Here is a 15,036-nt window from a genome sequence, read left to right as displayed (position 1 = left end):
TCACTCTCCTTGGCTCCAGCTGCGGCTCATCGGCGGGGCGTGGAAGGGACGCGCCGCGCCCTCCCCGGCGCCCAGCGCGATCGGAAATCCGAGCCCGCCCAGCGCCTTGACCAGCTCGGCCTGGCGGGCGCCCTGCGCCGTTGCCACGTCTCGCGCGGCGCCGGCTGAGACGGGGGCCTGCACGGCCGGGTCGCGGACGGAGCCCTCGCGAAAAATCAGGTCGCTCTCGCGGTGGCGGGCGATATCCACCCTCGTGCCCTCGCCGCGGCGCTGGCCGGCCGGCGGGCGCAGGCGGGCGAGGCCGGTGAGATAGGCGCCGGTCATCTTGGCGGCGGGCGCCTTGTCCGGGGGGTGCCGGTCCCACAGGGCGGCCGGCATGCCCTGGCGCTCGGCCTCGCTGTCCCAGCCCGTCAGATCGACCGGCACGGTGCCGCCGCCGGGAAGATCCTTGACGATGGCGATGGTCAGCGCGCTCTCCGCCGCGGTGATCGCCAGCGGGACGATGCCGAAATTGGCGCTCTCGGCGACATGGCGACGCACCGTCACCGCCAGCACCAGCGGCTCGGCCAGCGCGAGGGGGCGGCCGCTGCGGCCCTTCGGCGGCACCGCATCCCTCACCGTGCCGAAGGCGAGGCTGGTGGCCGGCAGGATCGACGCCACCGAGAGCACCAGCTCGTCCCCGCGCACCAGCCACGGCCCGCTCGGCGGCTTGTCACCCGGCTGCGACAGCCGCCCGCCGACCAGCGCCGCCCCGCAAATGGCCGGCGCCTCCACGGGTGTTCCAGCGGTGGGTATCGCCTGCCAATTTGTGCTGGCCTTGTCGAGGAACAGCGCGCCGAACTGCGCCCAGCTGCGGATCTCGCTGGCGGCCTTGGTGCCGCCAAAGGCGATCTCGAAGGACAGCACCGAGATGTTGACCCTCACCCGCCCGGCAAAGGGCGGCCCCCACAGGCTGAGCTGGACGTCGAGGCTGAGATTGATCGAGAACAGCCACAGATCGGCCTCGATCCGGATCGAGATGCCGGCATCCAGGCTGTATTCCAGCGGCGCCCAGCTGATCAGGAAGTCGATGGCGGCGACGAACCACGCCTTGATGCGGCTATGGACGAAGGACGCCTCGAAACGCCCGCCCGCCATGAGATGCGACGGCGTGAGCGCGCAATAGAGCTCGCCCTTGAGGGTCAGCTCGTTGGTCACCGCCCAGTTGAGGCCGAGGCGCGGCACGGCGGGGTAATGCGCCGGCGGCTTGAAGGCGCGGTGATAGCCGCCGATGGTGAGCACGAAATCGCCCTTGCGCGCGCCGGCGAACCACACGCCCAGCGCGAAGCCGCCGGTGAGCCGGCAGGACGGGTCCAGAACCCAGGAATTGGCGGTCAGCTCGGCCTGCAGCAGGAACACGCCCTCGTCCGGCCGCAAGGTCATCTTGATCGCCAGCTCGACCCGGCAGAATTTCTGGTCGCCGACCGACTTCTCGAAACGGGCGAGGCCCAGCAGCGAGAACTCGACATCCTTGCCGAACTGGGCGATGGCCAGCGCGAAGGCGTCGATGGTCTCGGCGATGGTGAAGCGCAGCCCCAGCGCGGCGAACATCTGGCCTTCGTCGAAGGGCAGGTGCTTCTCCAGCGTGGCGAGCATGGACGCCGCCGAGGGCCTGTCCGCGTCGGGCGCGCTCTCCTTCATCGCCAGCGCCACGAGCGGGAAGTCCGCCACCGTGCCGATGTCAGGCACGACCACCCGGCGGTTATAGCCGAAGCCGAGCGCCAGGCCGGTCAGCGTGATCGCGCCCAGCTTGATACCGGCGCCACCGGTCAGGCTCAGCGTTCCATAGATGAACAGGGAGGTGGAGGAGCGGCCTGAGGGAAGCGGATAGGTGCCATAGAGGCCGACGACGCCGATCGACATTTTCGGCAGCTGGATGCTGAGCTGGCCGCCATAGACGGTCTCCGACATCTGCAGGAAGCCGCCCTCGACCGACACCGAGCCACGCTTGAAGCTGAGGCTCATGCCCTTCAGCCGGCCGCGTGGCGCGGTGAGCGCGTTGAGGCTGACGCTGACGCCGGCATCGATCAGCTCCAGCTGCACCCCCGCCAGGCTGATCCTGCCCGCCAGCGCAGCGGAGACCTCCCAGCTGCCGCCCGCCTGCCGCACCCCGTAACCGAGCTTGGCCAGGTGCAGCGGGCCGCAATCGCGCTGGATCGTCAGCCAGTTCAGATTGTCAGCCGGCTTGTCTTCCGGCGCGGCGGGAACGGCGGGCTTCTCGCCCGCCTCGACCTTTGCGGGCGTTTCGACCTTTGCGGGAGTTTCGACCTTGGCGGGCGCCGGCAGCGCTTTCGGCGCGTCCCCGGCCTCCTTGGCCGGCGCCTTCTCCTTCGGCTGCGGATAGATGATCGGCTTCTCGTAATCGAGCAGCCGCAGCGTGCCGGTCAGCGAGAGCTTGCCTGTCACCTCGGTTGGCGCAGAAAACGCCTTTTCCGGCAGGTTCCTGAACAGCGCGGCGATGTCGGCTTCCTCAAGCGTGGAGAGCAGCCCGACCTTTAGCGCGTCGAGGCCGATCTCCCTCTTGCCCCCGCTCTTGGCGAAGGCATCGGCGGCCGAGCCGATCGCCCCGCCAATGACCGGCAGGCTGCGGAAGTCGATCGTCGCCGGCCCCATTCTGAGGCTGTAGTCCCAGCCGGCCTTTTCCCCCGATGTCTGGCGCGCCGCCACCAGAGTGAGGCGGAAATCGCCGTCCTTGGTCTCGAACGCGAAACTGAGCGCGATGCGGGTGCCCTCAGACCCGAGCCGCAGGGCGCCGTCGACGCGGGTAACGGTGAGGCTGCCATCCTGGAAGGGCGGTTCGAAGCCGATTTCCGCCGCCAGCGGCCGCAGCGCCGTGCCGAGATCGAAGCGGGTAGTGGCGTTGACGGAGAAGTTCCACGTTCCCTCGTCATAGACGAGCTTCAGGTCCACCTCGGTGGTGCCAAAGCGCAGCTGGCCTTCAGCGTCAAGTTTCAGTTTCCCGGCATAGCTGACGTCAAGCTTGGCCAGCTTCGCCTTCAGCCCGGCAATGGTGAATTCCGAATCCGACTCGGCCTTGAAGGTGAACTCGGTCTCCTTGCCGAGCGTGAGCGCGACGTCGAAGTCCTTGATCTCCGCCGCCGCCAGTTCCTCCGGAGCCTCGATCTGCAGCAGATCGGCGGCGATGGCGCCGATCGGCAGGCGGGGAATCGTCACCTTCCCCCTCAGCCCGTTGTCGATGTTGATCGAGACATCGGCCTCGACATCGCCGACGACCAGCGAGCCCTCCAGCGCCGCCGTGATGCTGCCGCCCTCGCGCTTGCCGATCTCGAAACGCACATCGCCGATCAGCAGCGATCCCTTGCCGATCCGGTATTCGAGAAAGCCGATGGTGATGACCGAGAAGGAATACGCCTGCGTCTTCGTGTTCGCGCTGATCGCCAGGTCGATCAGCCGCAGGCTTTCGCGCCCCTCCACCTTGGCTACCTTGCCGGCGATGTCCGCCGGCAGGACGACCTTGCTGCCCTCGACCAGCGTGGCTCGGAAGATGCCCTCGGACAGGGAGAGCGTCGTCTCGAAGGCGAGGGTCTGCTCCCCGCTGCCGATCTCGCCCCGGCCGGTCAGCTCGATATCGAAGGTGAAGGCCCCGCCGCTGGAGGTGCCGGCGACGTACAGGCTGGGGGTGACGCGGATCAGATCGAGCAGGGGAAAGGCGTCGCGGTACTTCAGCCAGAGCGCGAACCGCGCACCCTCCAGCCCGTCCAGCGGGGTGGACACTTCCAGGCGTTGCAGGCCGGGAACCACCTTGTCCATGGTGCTGAAGGCACTGCTGAGCTTGTCGCCCAGCTCGGGAACGAGGCTCTTGATCAGCGCCCCCGCCTGGATCAGGTCCGGCGCGTCCGCCGTGAGCGCGAGGTGGCGGGTGCCGGCATTTACCTCGATCGAGGTCGCCAGTTTCTGCTGGTCGAGCGTGATGGCGCCGTGCAGCGCCAGCGTGAAGGGCGGCGTCGCGCGGTCCGCCCTCTCCCCTTCCGCGCCCACCCCTTCCACCCCGATGCTGGCGCGGAGCAGCGCGATGTTGAGGCGCCCGCCCAGCAGTTCCAGCGGCGGGATGGACAAAGCGGTGCTGGCCTCGATCCGGTAGCCCTGCGGCAGCTTGCCGACACTGCCGGCGACACGCACGCTGCCATCGAGTCCGAAGCGCGTACGCAGCGCCGGGTCGATCTCCGGCAGCAGGCTTGCCTCGCCGGTAAAGTTGATGCCGCCCCGTAGCGGCGCCAGATCGTGCGGCCAGTCCGCCTGCAGCGCACGCGCCGTCTCCGCGACGAGGGCGCAGTCCTTGGGGCTGACCTTGCCGGTAACGGCCTGTATGGCGGCGAAATCATAGGAGGAATAACAGAGCTGCGCCGCGCGCAGGCCCAGCGCCTTGTCGATGGCGGCCTGCGCCGGCTTGAGGTCGGCATAGGCATCGCCCGGGCGCCAGACGTCGCGGCGCTCGCTGGAGGCGACGAAAAGGCGCGTCGCCAGCGTACGCGCGCCGCCCTTCCCGAAGACCGGCAGCTCGAACTGGCGCGCCGAGACCGTGGCGCCACCCGCCGCCAGCGTGGCCAGCCACAGATCCAGCTGGGCGCAGCCATGATCGTTCAGCGCCAGCGCCTCGAACTGCTCCGGATCGACCTTGGACACGGGGACCACGATGAGCGCGCCGTCTCCCTCTTTTCCGCTGGCCATCTTGCTTGCCCTTTATTGAGAAGGTCGCATTTCAAATATATATTACGCACCGGAAAGATCATTTTTCGATCGATATGCTATCGAAATACTTCGTAATATCGGACAATTCGATTGGAAATGCGTCACTTTTTTTCGTCGTTTGGGATGCATTCTTTTGAAGATCGTCGGATATATTTTTCAATTCCGCAGATAATGACTCAAGACCTCTCGCCTGAAAATTGATCATTAAAAGAGAATCTTCAGGAAGATCATTCGACATCTTCACAGAGAACGCAGAAAGAGACGTCACCGTCTTTACGCCATCAGTCTCTGCCGTTTTATATTTATAACCTCTGACGTAATCTCTCCACGGATTTATAACGTGAATGAATTTTAGCTTTACAATTTTACCATTTCTCACAACATCCATTTCTTGGACGCCCTCAATTTCATACGCATGTCCGGGAACAAGACCTTTTCTTTTGTTATGATATTCGTATTTATAGAAAATAATATCAACACTTCTCAAATATTTTCTCGTTGCAGCAAATGCAGCTTTATTTAAGCCAACGATTACAGGAGCGTTTCCCGTTTTTATTTCTCCGACGGCATTTTTTATAGCATCGAAGATTCTACTTTGATAATCCGCATACTCTCCGGTACCTCTTTTCCCTGGAAATGATAGGTTGATATATTCGATAATTATACTTTTGATATTTATATTCTTTATATTTAACTGTATGAATTTACTTTTATCAAAAGAAAAATCTTCAAATTTCATATTATCAATAAGCTTTAAAAGATTTTCTTTTCTAATTTCTCTGCCCAGATTTGTTTGCTCAGATACCAGAGACAAATAATTATCTATCAATTTTCTGTTTAGTTTCATAGACTTAAGCATATAGATTCTTATTTGATCAACGGCCTCGTTTTTATGCTCAATTTTAAAATCAATTACATTTTCGGGATTGACGAGGTTCGCTATATCTCGCTTCAGAACCGATAGAATATGACCGAGAACCGCGTCCCATTTCTCGCCGAATGGATTTGGTCGCGTTTCATCGAGAAAGCATGCCAGAATATTGGCTCGGTAAAATTTCTCCGAAACCACAAGTTTGCTACGTCCCGGCCTAGTTAATTTAACCACTGTAACGGAATCGTCTATCAACGCGCCTGTTAGATGCGTATACGCCGCCCCCGTGAAACCACCTTCCACTGCTTCGATGTAGTTGGAAGCATATCTTTTATCGGATGAGCCCAGGGATGGACGCTGGGTTCCCGGGAATGGCCAAGGCGGCAAAGTCGGCGGATTCGTGAACGGCCGGGACAGCAGAGCCATCAGTTGGGACTGAACGGGCACGTCGATCAGGCTCTCGAAAAATAGCGGCTGAATATAGTATGCCCTGAAATAGGCATATGCCTTCTCGATAAAATAGGGCCATATGGCCGAATGCCCTTGTATATCGACGTATTCTTTTCCTTCCAAGCGCTTCAATATCGTACGCTGAACGCTTACTATTACCTGAGATCCTTTTCCGTCGTTAAAGCGCACATGCACATGTTCGTCGTCGCCCCCCATCATGCTATAGAAAAAATCGGCATCTTTTGTTCTAATAGCGGCATTTATGGCGGACAAAAGGTAACAATCTCCAACTCCTTCTTGTCTTATGTCCGAAAATTCAGGCGCATATGAAAATAGTGGTAGGTCTACTTTAATATATCGAAACTCAGCACCTGGCTCGGGCAGATGAGTGTCGTTGAACCGGTATGCGGACCAGAAGCCATATCTCAGCGCGGGCAATGGATCTGGGAATTGCAGCCTCCCATTCTTCAGCTGCTCTTCAACCTTGGTCTTCCTCATGCCCCGCTCCCAGCCCCTTTCGGCCATCGAGTGGCAGCCTGACACCTACAGGTTGCATCGTCAACAATCTCAACCGAGATTTTTTGAACGCGATCACGCGCGTCCCGCCGCCGCCGGTCAGCCACCCCCTGGGAAATGTTCAGCTATTTCAGGGAGACCGGCAGCTTCTGGCGGCGCGCGCGGGCCAGAATGTCGCGGGGCGATTGCAACCCCACATTTAGTCCATCCATCGCCCGGGCGTCTGCGGGGCCGGCCGCCCATAGTGGCGGGCGCGCATTGCGGCCTCACGCACCGGCATAGACGGGCGCCTTGGCGGTGGAGAGCACGCGAAACACGCCGTCGCGGTCCACCACCGTGCCGCAACCGGTGGCAAAGTCCGGCCGGGGAAGCAGGCGGCTCTGGCCAAGCTCCATATGCACGTCGATCAGGCAGTCGACGAACTGCCGCGCCAGCTTGAAGTCGGCGGCGGCGGGCCCCATCATCGCGGTGATCGGGTTGACGATCCGCACCCGGTCCGGCCGCAGCGCCCTGAGCGCGCCGCTGGCGATCAGCGGCTGCGCCGTATGGTCGAGCACATAGCCGATATTGCGCCCCGACAGGATCAGCGCCAGTTGCGACTGGATGCCGAGGCCGATGTCGCCGCAGGTGTCGCTGCGGCGGGCACGCTCGGGATGGTAATATTCGAGATGCCCCCGGCTGCAATAGGCGGCGGATTCAATGTCCGCCATCGTCAATTCCTCCTCCGGAATGGCGAAGAGCGGATGCCGGTGGCCGCAGCACATGAAGCCCTGCTCGTCGAACAGGTGCTCATAGGTCAGTTGCGCGTAATGCTCGTTCACCAGGCCGATGCCGACATGCAGCATGCCGTCGGCCACCCGGCCGGCCAGCTGGAAGCCGAGCATGACCTCCATGCGGAAGCGGACATTGGGGTAATAGTCGGAAAACCGGCGAATGGCGTCGTGCAGGCGCGCGGACGGGTTTTCGACAATGCCGTCCTGAATGCCGATGGAGAGTTCATAGACGGTATTCTGGTTGATGTTCGAGGCCTTCTGCTTGAAGGCCTCCACCGAGGCGAACAGTTCCTTGGCCGCCTTGTAGACCACCTCGCCCTCGCGGAAGAGCTTGAAGCCCTTCGGTCCGCGCCGGCACAGCCGCGTGCCGAGGCGGATCTCCAGCGATTTCAGGTTCTCGCTGAGGGTGGATTGCGACAGGTTGAGCGCCGCCTGCGCGGCGGTGAAGCTCCTCTCCTCGACGATGGTGCAGAAGCAGCGCAGCAGCTTCAGGTCGATATCGTAGATCTGGCTGATGTGCGACATGGCTAGGCCTCGCTCCGTGTCGATGATGCCCCTTTCCCCCCGGTGCAGCGCACATAGCAATTTGTGCGCCGCACCTGCCGTGGCGCGGTTTTGCTGATCTTCCAGCCCGCTCCGGGCGCGGCAGGCCCTCGCCGCCGGGGGCCGATTGCACAGTGTTTGCCCACGCCCCTGTGCTCTGCCCAATGTTGAGCCGCCCCTGAGCGGAACATCGCTTGGGCTTTTCGCAATGGTGGCGGCGCGGAGCCCCGGCCTAGGCTGCCGCTTCGTCTTGAGCAGGCAGATGGGGCAGTGTCATGAGTCCACGACCGTTACACCTCGGATGGTTCACCAATTTCGCGGTCGACGAGTGGACCCGGCCTTTCACCGGCGGCGGCGGCGACCCCTGGGACGGAAAATTCTACATCGACATGGCGCAGGCCATGGAACGGGCCTGCTTCGACTACATCATGCTGGAAGACACGCTGATGATCTCCGAGGCCTATGGCGGCACCAACGAGGTCTATCTCAAGCACAACATCATGGGGCCGAAGGCCGACCCCTCGCCGATGGCCGCGCTGATCGGCGCCAACACCAAAAATCTCGGCGTGGTGGCGACCTTCTCCACCATGGCCTATCCGCCCTTCATGCTCGCGCGGCTGTGCTCGACGCTCGACAGCCTCTGCAAGGGCCGCTTCGGCTGGAACATCGTCACGACAGGCGAGGACCTCGCTGCCGAGAATTTCGGCATGGACAAGCTGCCGCCGCGCCAGGAGCGCTACGACATGGCGGACGAGTATGTGGAACTGTGCAAGCAGCTCTGGGGCAGCTGGGAAGCCGACGCGGTGGTGCGCGACCGGGCCACCGGCACCTATGCCGATGCTTCGAAAGTGCGGCCGATCCATTTCGAGGGCAAATATTTCAAGAGCCGGGGACCGCTAAACTGCGTGCCCTCGCCGCAGCAGCGCCCCGCCTTCGTGCAGGCCGGCGGCTCGCCGCGCGGGCGGCAATTCGCGGCGATGACCGCCGACAGCATCATCGCTCCTTCCATGGGCGTCGCCGGGCTAAAGGCCTATCGCGCCGATGTGCGGGCGCGGGCTGAAGCCGGCGGGCGCGACCCGGACGAGATCAAGGTGCTGTTCGTCGTCGCCCCCATTCTCGGCGAGACCGAGGACGAGGCGAAGGCGAAGGCGGCGCGCATCATCGAGGCGCCAGATTATTGCGAGAAGGCGCTGGCGCTGATCGCCGCCATCACCGATATCGACTTCTCGACATTCGACCTCGACGCCCCCCTGCCCCACCTCACCACCAATGGCGAGCAGGGCTCGCTCGATGCCTTCCAGCAGACCGGCTCGGGCAAGACGCTGCGCCAGCTCTGCGCCGACCAGCTCTCGCGCGGGCTGGACGGGCTGATCGGCACGCCCGACCAGGTGGCCGAGCGCATGGGCGAGGTGATGGCGGAAGTGGGCGGCGACGGCTTCCTCATCACCCGGCCATTCACCGCCAATATCAGCCGGCAATACATCACCGATATCTGCGAGGGGCTGGTGCCCGCTTTGCAGCGCCGGGGCCTCGCCCGCACCCGCTACACCGAAGGCGCCACGCTGCGGCAGATGCTGCGGGAGTTCTGAGGGGCTCCTTGGCGGCTCCCCCCAGAAGCGTCATCCCGGAAGGGCCACAGGCCCTGTCCGGGATCGCGTGCGTCTGCCTGAGGACGATCCCGCCTCTCCGCCTTAGGCGGCGGCCGGGATGACAGCCGCCAGAGGGCGAGGCGCCGCTCCCCCAGCGCAGGATTGCTCAGCGCAGGATCTGCGCGAGGAAGTGACGCAGGCGCTCGCTTTCGGGTGCCTCGAAGAAGCGCGCGGCGTCGCCCTCCTCGACAATCTCGCCCCGGTCCATGAACACGCAGCGGTCGGCCACGCGGCGGGCGAACCCCATCTCGTGGGTGACGCAGATCATGGTGACGCCGCTGGCGGCGAGTTCCTCGATCACCCCCAGCACCTCTTTCACCATTTCCGGGTCGAGCGCCGAGGTCGGCTCGTCGAACAGCAGGATGCGCGGCTCCATGCACAGCGCGCGGGCGATGGCGACGCGCTGCTGCTGGCCGCCGGAGAGCCGCGCGGGGTATTTGCGCGCCTGGTCGGCCAGATGCACCCGCTCCAGATGCGCCAGGGCGAGCTTTTCCGCCTGCGCCTTCGACAGGCCCCGGTTGAGCCGCGGCGCCAGCATGCAGTTTTCCAGCGCGGTGAGGTGCGGAAACAGGTTGAAGTGCTGGAACACCATGCCGACTTCCTGGCGGATGTCCTGCACCGTGCCTTCATCATTGGTCAGCGCGATGCCATTGACGACGATCCGGCCGGCATCGTGCCGCTCCAGCGCGTTGATGCAGCGGATGAGGGTCGATTTGCCCGAGCCGGAAGGGCCGCAGATGACCAGCTTTTCGCCGCGCCGCACCTGGAGGTCGACACCGGCCAGCGCCCGATGGGCGCCGTAGCGCTTCACCACCTGCGCGAGGAGGATGGCCGGCTCGGCGGCAGGCTCGGCAGCGTGGGGGCGCGGGATCATGGCGTCACCTTCGCCTCGACGACCACACCACCCAGCCCTTGCCGGCCGGGGATGGCGACGACGGCGTCCTCGGCACTGTGTCGGCTCAGCCAGCGGCCCCAGACGGTGAAGCCGACCCGGATCAGGTTGACGAAGGCCCAGTAGAAGGCGGCCGCGCAGAGAATGGGCGTGAACGGGTCATAGGTCTGCTCGAAGATGGAATTGGCCACCGCCATCAGGTCGGTGATCGTCACCACCGAAACGATGGCGGTGCCCTTGACGAAGCTCACCACCTCGTTCTGATAGGCCTTCAGCCCGTAGCGCAGAGCGAGCGGCATCCGCACCCAGAGGAAGATGTTGCGCCGCGTGATGCCGAGCGCCTCGCTGGCCTCGACGATGCCGTGCGGCACCGCCAGCAGGCTGCCGCGCAGCACCTCGACCATATAGGCGGCATGGTTGAGGCTGAGCGCGACGATGGCACAGCCGAAGGGCGAGCCGAAGACGATCCAGAACGGGCCATTGCGCAGCGCCTCGATCTGGCCGAGGCCGTAATAGACGAGATAGAGCAGGATCAGCAGCGGCGCGCCGCGAAAGAACACGACGAAGATCTCCGCCGGCAGCGCCAAAGCGCGCCGCGCCGACATGCGGGCGAAGCAGATCGGAAAGGCCAGCGCCAGCCCGATGATCAGCGGCAGCGCGGTGAGGAACACCGTCACCATCAGCCCGTCGAACAGCGCCGGCAGGCTTTCCCAGGCGAGGGCGAGATCAATCGGCAGCGCGTTCATGCCTCGGCCTGCGCGGGCGAGCGGACGGGCGCGCGGCGCTGGCCGCGATCGAGGCGCACCTCGAGCCGGTTGGCCAGCCAGAGGCTGGCGGCGCTGAAGGCGATGAAGACCAGAGCCGTGGCAACGAAGAAGATGAAGGGCTCCTTGGTGGCCCCGGCGGCGATCTTGGTGGCCGCGACAAGGTCCTGCAGCCCGGCCAGCGACACCAGCGGCGTCTCCTTCAGCATGAAGCTCCACACATTGACCAGGCCGGGGAGAGCCAGCCGCATTACCTGCGGCAGGATCACCCGCCCCCACATGATGAAGGGGGGAATGGCAAGCGCGCGGGCGCCCTCGAACTGGCCCTTGGGCAGATTCTCGATCGCCCCGCGCACCAGTTCGGCGACATAGGCGGAGTAGACGATGCCGAGCGCCGCGACGCCGGCGCCGAAGGGCGAAATGTCGATCCGGGCGCCGAACTCGCCCAGCACCGCCGCCAGCATGGCGCTACCGCCATAGAAGATCAGGAAGATCACCAGCAGCGAGGGCACGCCCATGAAGATGGAGGCATAGACCCGCCATGCCGCGCGGATGACGCGGCTGCGCGCGAGCGTCGCCACCCCGATCAGCACGCCGAGCACGAAGGCCAGCGCGAAGCTGGCGAAGAACAGCTCCAGCGTGATGAGCGCTCCCTCGCCGAGCTGGCGCAGATAGCCTGCCAAATCGGCAAGGGAGAGGTTGGTCATCCGCCGTTCTCCGGGGGGCGCGCGGTCAGTTGGTCTTCTCGCAGGCCGCTTCCGCCGCGAGCGTGGCCACCGGCACGTATTTCTTGCGGATGGTGGTGTAGGTGCAGTCCTTGATCATCTCGGCCAGCGCGGTGTTGACGCGCTTGACCAGCGCTTCGCTCTTCTTCGGGAAGATCCAGCTATAGCCGCGCTCGGCCTCGGGAATGGCGGGATCGCCCAGCCAATGGTCGCCGCCGGCGAGCATGTAGTCCTTGCCCTCGGGCTTGGCGATCAGTTCCAGGGTCCAGTTGATCTTGGAATCGAAGACGAGGTCGAGCCGGCCGGCCAGCAGGTCGAGCTTCATCTGGTCGGGGTTGTCGTAATAGACCTCGACGAAGGTGTCCTTGCCGAAATGCTTGTGGATGTAGGGCACCATCGAAGCGCCGCGCTGCAGCGCGATGCGCAGGCCCTTGCCGGTGACGCCTTCCTTGGTGAGCGTGTAGTTGCTGTCCTTCTTCACGATGAAGGTCGCCGGATTATAGACGATCGGCGTGGCGAAGAGCGCCTTCTCGACCCGCTCGGGGGTCGGCGAGATCTGGGTGACGATGCCGTCGAACTTGCCCTGCAGCATGGACGGGATCAGCGCCTTGAAGTCCATGACCACGATCTCGCAGTCGGCGCCGATGCGCTTGCACATTTCGCGCGCCAGCTCCGGCTCCATGCCGGTCAGGTTGCCTGACGCCTCGACCATGGAGAAGGGCGGGTAGACGCCCTCATTGCCGAGCTTGAGCTTCTCGGCGGAGGCGGCCGACAGGCCGGCGCTGGCGATGAGAACGCCGAGGGCGAAGGCACCGGCCCGGCGGAGAGGATGATGCGGCAGGCATGTGATCATCGGCGTCGTGTCCTGGTGAGGGGCGGTGCGGGGTCAGAAGGCGGTGAGGTTGTCGCGCAGGTGCTGGTGCTCATAGGCGCGGCGCGTCAGGCCGCGACGCTGCAGCACCGGCACCAGCCCGTCGGTGATGGTGGACACGGAGCGGCGCGAGACATCCGACAGCGCGATGAGGAAGCCGTCGCCGCCAATCTCCTGCATGATCTCGTCCATCTGGCTGGCGACGCTGTCCGGCGTGCCGACGACATCGACGCAGTAGCCGCAGCTCACATGGTCGATCATCGCCTCGCGCAGCGGCTTGTCGCCGGCGCGGGTGAGGAATTGCGAGAGGCTCGACTGATGGCCGTTGGTGGTCAGGCTGAGCTGGCTCACCGGCGTGTCGAGGTCGAGGCTGGAGAGGTCGAGATTGGTGCTCCAGCCGAAGCGGGCCATGCGCGCGTCGAGATTCTGCGCGGCGGAGACGCGGCGTTGCTCGGCCGCCCATTTCGCCTGGTCCTCGGTTTCGGCGACGATGGGCGAGAGCAGGAACAGGATCTTGCAGTCGTCGGGGTTGCGGCCCATTCCGGCCATCTGGGCGCGGACATCGTCGCGGTACTGCTTCATCGCGGCGACGCCGTTCGGCGCGGCGACGATGGTGTCGGCATGGGTGGCGGCGATCTTGCGCCCGCTCTTCGAGCCACCGGCCTGCGCGATCACCGGAATCCCTTGCGGGCAGGGCCCGGAATTCAGCGGCCCGCGCGAGGCGTAATGGGCGCCCTTATAGTCGATGGTGTGGACCTTGGCCGGGTCGATCAGCACGCCGTTTTCAAGGTCGTTGATGATCGCGCCGGGATCCCACGAGCCCCACAGCGCCTTGACGATGTCGATATATTCTTCCGCCATCACATAGCGCTGGTCGTGCTCGGGCAGCTTATCCATGCCGAAATTCTGGGCGGAGAAGTCGGACGAACCCGTCACCATGTTCCAGCCGGCCCGCCCGCCGGAGATCTGATCGAGCGAGGAGACGATGCGGGCGGTCAGGTAGGGGTGGTAGGCGAAGGTGGAGAGCGTCGGCACGATGCCGAGCTTGCGGGTGGAGGCGGCGAGCAGCGTGGCGACCACGCTCGGTTCCTGCCGGGGGATGCAAATGCCGCCCTTCAGGAAGATGTCGCGCGAATTCTGCCAGTTCTCGCCGACATAGATCGAATCTTCGATGAGGAGATAGTCGAAGCAGGCCCGCTCCATCGAGCGCACGAGGTCGACGAACAGGTCGGCGCCCATCCAGTCCTGGCCGATATTGCCGGTCCACGGCTCGCCCCAGGCCTGGATGCTGGAGCCCTGGAGAAACCAGGCGAGATGGAAAGGATTCGCCGTCATTTACGCACCTTTGTCCTGATCCGCGCACCGACTTCCATCGACACGCACGGCAGGTTAAAGGCGCGACACCCGGGGGGAGTATCGCCAAGAGGCGAAGCTTGGTTGTCTGCTTGAGAATTAAGCCTGCCTAAAACAGGTGCAAAATGAGCCCTTTGCCGTCAGGCCACAAAAATGCCGGGCCCTTTCGAGCCCGGCATCATGATCCGTGAAGCGTCACGCGCGGTAGCGGGCGCGCTCCTTCTGCACTTCCGGCGCGGTATAGGCCGGGGCATCGGGATCGAAGCGGGTCCAGCCCTCGTCGCGATAGACGCGCTCACGCGCCGTCACGTCGACAGAGGCCTCGTCGTCGAGAATGGCCTGGGCTTCGGCCTCGTGCTCGTCGGGAACGCGGGCGGAGACCACGGTGCCGCCGCGGCGCACACCCTCGGCATAGACATGCGCGCGCTCCTCAGGCACGCCCTCGGAGGTCATCGCGCCGACCATGCCGCCAACCGCGCCACCGGCCGCCGCACCGGCGACAAGGCCGGCACCGGTCGCTACCAGCCAGCCGGCCGCCACCACCGGGCCGACGCCTGGAATGGCCATCAGGCCAAGGCCGGTGAGCAGGCCGCCGGCGCCGCCGAGCACGGCACCGATGCCGGCACCGGTCGCCGCGCCTTCGCCCGCATGGCTCTCGTCATGCGCCTCAGCGCGGGTCTCGGTGCGGGTGTCGGTCCGCGTGGCCGTGGTGTCGCTGCCATACCAGTCATCGGCATTGTTCGCGACGAGGCTGATCTGGGCACGGTCGATACCCAGGGCCTGCAGCTTGTTCACAGCCGTGAGGGCGTCGTCATAATTGTCGAAAAGTCCGGAAACGGTCGCCATGATGGGGTCCTCCCAGCGGATCCTGTCGGGGATC

Annotated in this window: 10 protein-coding genes; 1 reads left to right on the top strand and 9 read right to left on the bottom strand. The window is 64.2% G+C overall.

The genetic code is table 11. The features are described from left to right. From J2S76_RS12865 to J2S76_RS12855, 3 genes are all read right to left on the bottom strand, one after another. A complete protein-coding gene (locus J2S76_RS12865) occupies positions 1-4,728 on the bottom strand; it encodes a DUF6603 domain-containing protein (RefSeq protein WP_307060848.1) in 4,728 nt (1,575 codons plus the stop codon). A 58-nt stretch (positions 4,729-4,786) separates the two neighbouring features. Next, a complete protein-coding gene (locus J2S76_RS12860; protein ID WP_307060847.1) occupies positions 4,787-6,568 on the bottom strand; it encodes a calpain family cysteine peptidase in 1,782 nt (593 codons plus the stop codon). Between the two features lie 284 nt (positions 6,569-6,852). After that, positions 6,853-7,884, bottom strand: a complete 1,032-nt coding sequence (locus J2S76_RS12855) for a LysR family transcriptional regulator (RefSeq protein ID WP_307060846.1) — start codon at positions 7,882-7,884, stop codon at positions 6,853-6,855. A 293-nt stretch (positions 7,885-8,177) separates the two neighbouring features. Here J2S76_RS12855 and J2S76_RS12850 point away from each other — a divergent pair, with 293 nt between their 5' ends. Beyond that, entirely contained in the window at positions 8,178-9,491 is a 1,314-nt protein-coding gene (locus J2S76_RS12850) for an NtaA/DmoA family FMN-dependent monooxygenase (protein ID WP_307060845.1), read from the top strand. 166 nt (positions 9,492-9,657) lie between these two features. On the opposite strand, the gene J2S76_RS12845 is transcribed toward J2S76_RS12850, so the two are convergent. The 6 genes from J2S76_RS12845 to J2S76_RS12820 form a co-directional block, all read right to left on the bottom strand. Continuing rightward, positions 9,658-10,425: an amino acid ABC transporter ATP-binding protein gene (locus J2S76_RS12845; RefSeq protein WP_307060844.1), complete on the bottom strand. Its 768-nt coding sequence runs from the start codon at positions 10,423-10,425 to the stop codon at positions 9,658-9,660. After that, positions 10,422-11,189: an ABC transporter permease gene (locus J2S76_RS12840; RefSeq protein WP_307060843.1), complete on the bottom strand. Its 768-nt coding sequence runs from the start codon at positions 11,187-11,189 to the stop codon at positions 10,422-10,424. The genes J2S76_RS12845 and J2S76_RS12840 overlap by 4 nt, the downstream gene beginning before the upstream one ends. After that, on the bottom strand, positions 11,186-11,914 hold the full coding sequence (locus J2S76_RS12835) for an ABC transporter permease (RefSeq protein ID WP_307060842.1): 729 nt from the start codon (positions 11,912-11,914) through the stop codon (positions 11,186-11,188). Before J2S76_RS12835 ends, J2S76_RS12840 begins: the two co-directional genes overlap by 4 nt. Positions 11,915-11,939: 25 nt before the next feature. After that, positions 11,940-12,785 carry a transporter substrate-binding domain-containing protein gene (locus J2S76_RS12830; protein WP_307060841.1) on the bottom strand — a complete coding sequence of 282 codons (846 nt, stop codon included), beginning with the start codon at positions 12,783-12,785 and terminating at the stop codon, positions 11,940-11,942. Positions 12,786-12,818: 33 nt separating this feature from the next. Continuing rightward, entirely contained in the window at positions 12,819-14,138 is a 1,320-nt protein-coding gene (locus tag J2S76_RS12825) for an NtaA/DmoA family FMN-dependent monooxygenase (RefSeq protein ID WP_307060840.1), read from the bottom strand. 213 nt (positions 14,139-14,351) lie between these two features. Continuing rightward, positions 14,352-15,002: a hypothetical protein gene (locus tag J2S76_RS12820; protein ID WP_307060839.1), complete on the bottom strand. Its 651-nt coding sequence runs from the start codon at positions 15,000-15,002 to the stop codon at positions 14,352-14,354. Between the last annotated feature and the right edge of the window lie 34 nt (positions 15,003-15,036).

This window comes from Ancylobacter vacuolatus (assembly GCF_030813595.1).
Taxonomy (GTDB): Bacteria; Pseudomonadota; Alphaproteobacteria; order Rhizobiales; family Xanthobacteraceae; genus Ancylobacter; species Ancylobacter vacuolatus.
The sequence above is the reverse complement of the archived record's forward strand: the minus strand, read 5'-3'. Positions and strand labels throughout refer to the sequence as shown.

Excerpts from the sequence above, each read along its gene's own strand:
- J2S76_RS12820 (WP_307060839.1), bottom strand. The coding sequence starts at position 15,002 with ATGGCGACCGTTTCCGGACTTTTCGACAATTATGACGACGCCCTCACG.
- J2S76_RS12845 (WP_307060844.1), bottom strand. The coding sequence starts at position 10,425 with ATGATCCCGCGCCCCCACGCTGCCGAGCCTGCCGCCGAGCCGGCCATC.
- J2S76_RS12850 (WP_307060845.1), top strand. The coding sequence starts at position 8,178 with ATGAGTCCACGACCGTTACACCTCGGATGGTTCACCAATTTCGCGGTC.
- J2S76_RS12830 (WP_307060841.1), bottom strand. The coding sequence starts at position 12,785 with ATGATCACATGCCTGCCGCATCATCCTCTCCGCCGGGCCGGTGCCTTC.
- J2S76_RS12860 (WP_307060847.1), bottom strand. The coding sequence starts at position 6,568 with ATGAGGAAGACCAAGGTTGAAGAGCAGCTGAAGAATGGGAGGCTGCAA.
- J2S76_RS12865 (WP_307060848.1), bottom strand. The coding sequence starts at position 4,728 with ATGGCCAGCGGAAAAGAGGGAGACGGCGCGCTCATCGTGGTCCCCGTG.
- J2S76_RS12825 (WP_307060840.1), bottom strand. The coding sequence starts at position 14,138 with ATGACGGCGAATCCTTTCCATCTCGCCTGGTTTCTCCAGGGCTCCAGC.
- J2S76_RS12855 (WP_307060846.1), bottom strand. The coding sequence starts at position 7,884 with ATGTCGCACATCAGCCAGATCTACGATATCGACCTGAAGCTGCTGCGC.
- J2S76_RS12840 (WP_307060843.1), bottom strand. The coding sequence starts at position 11,189 with ATGAACGCGCTGCCGATTGATCTCGCCCTCGCCTGGGAAAGCCTGCCG.
- J2S76_RS12835 (WP_307060842.1), bottom strand. The coding sequence starts at position 11,914 with ATGACCAACCTCTCCCTTGCCGATTTGGCAGGCTATCTGCGCCAGCTC.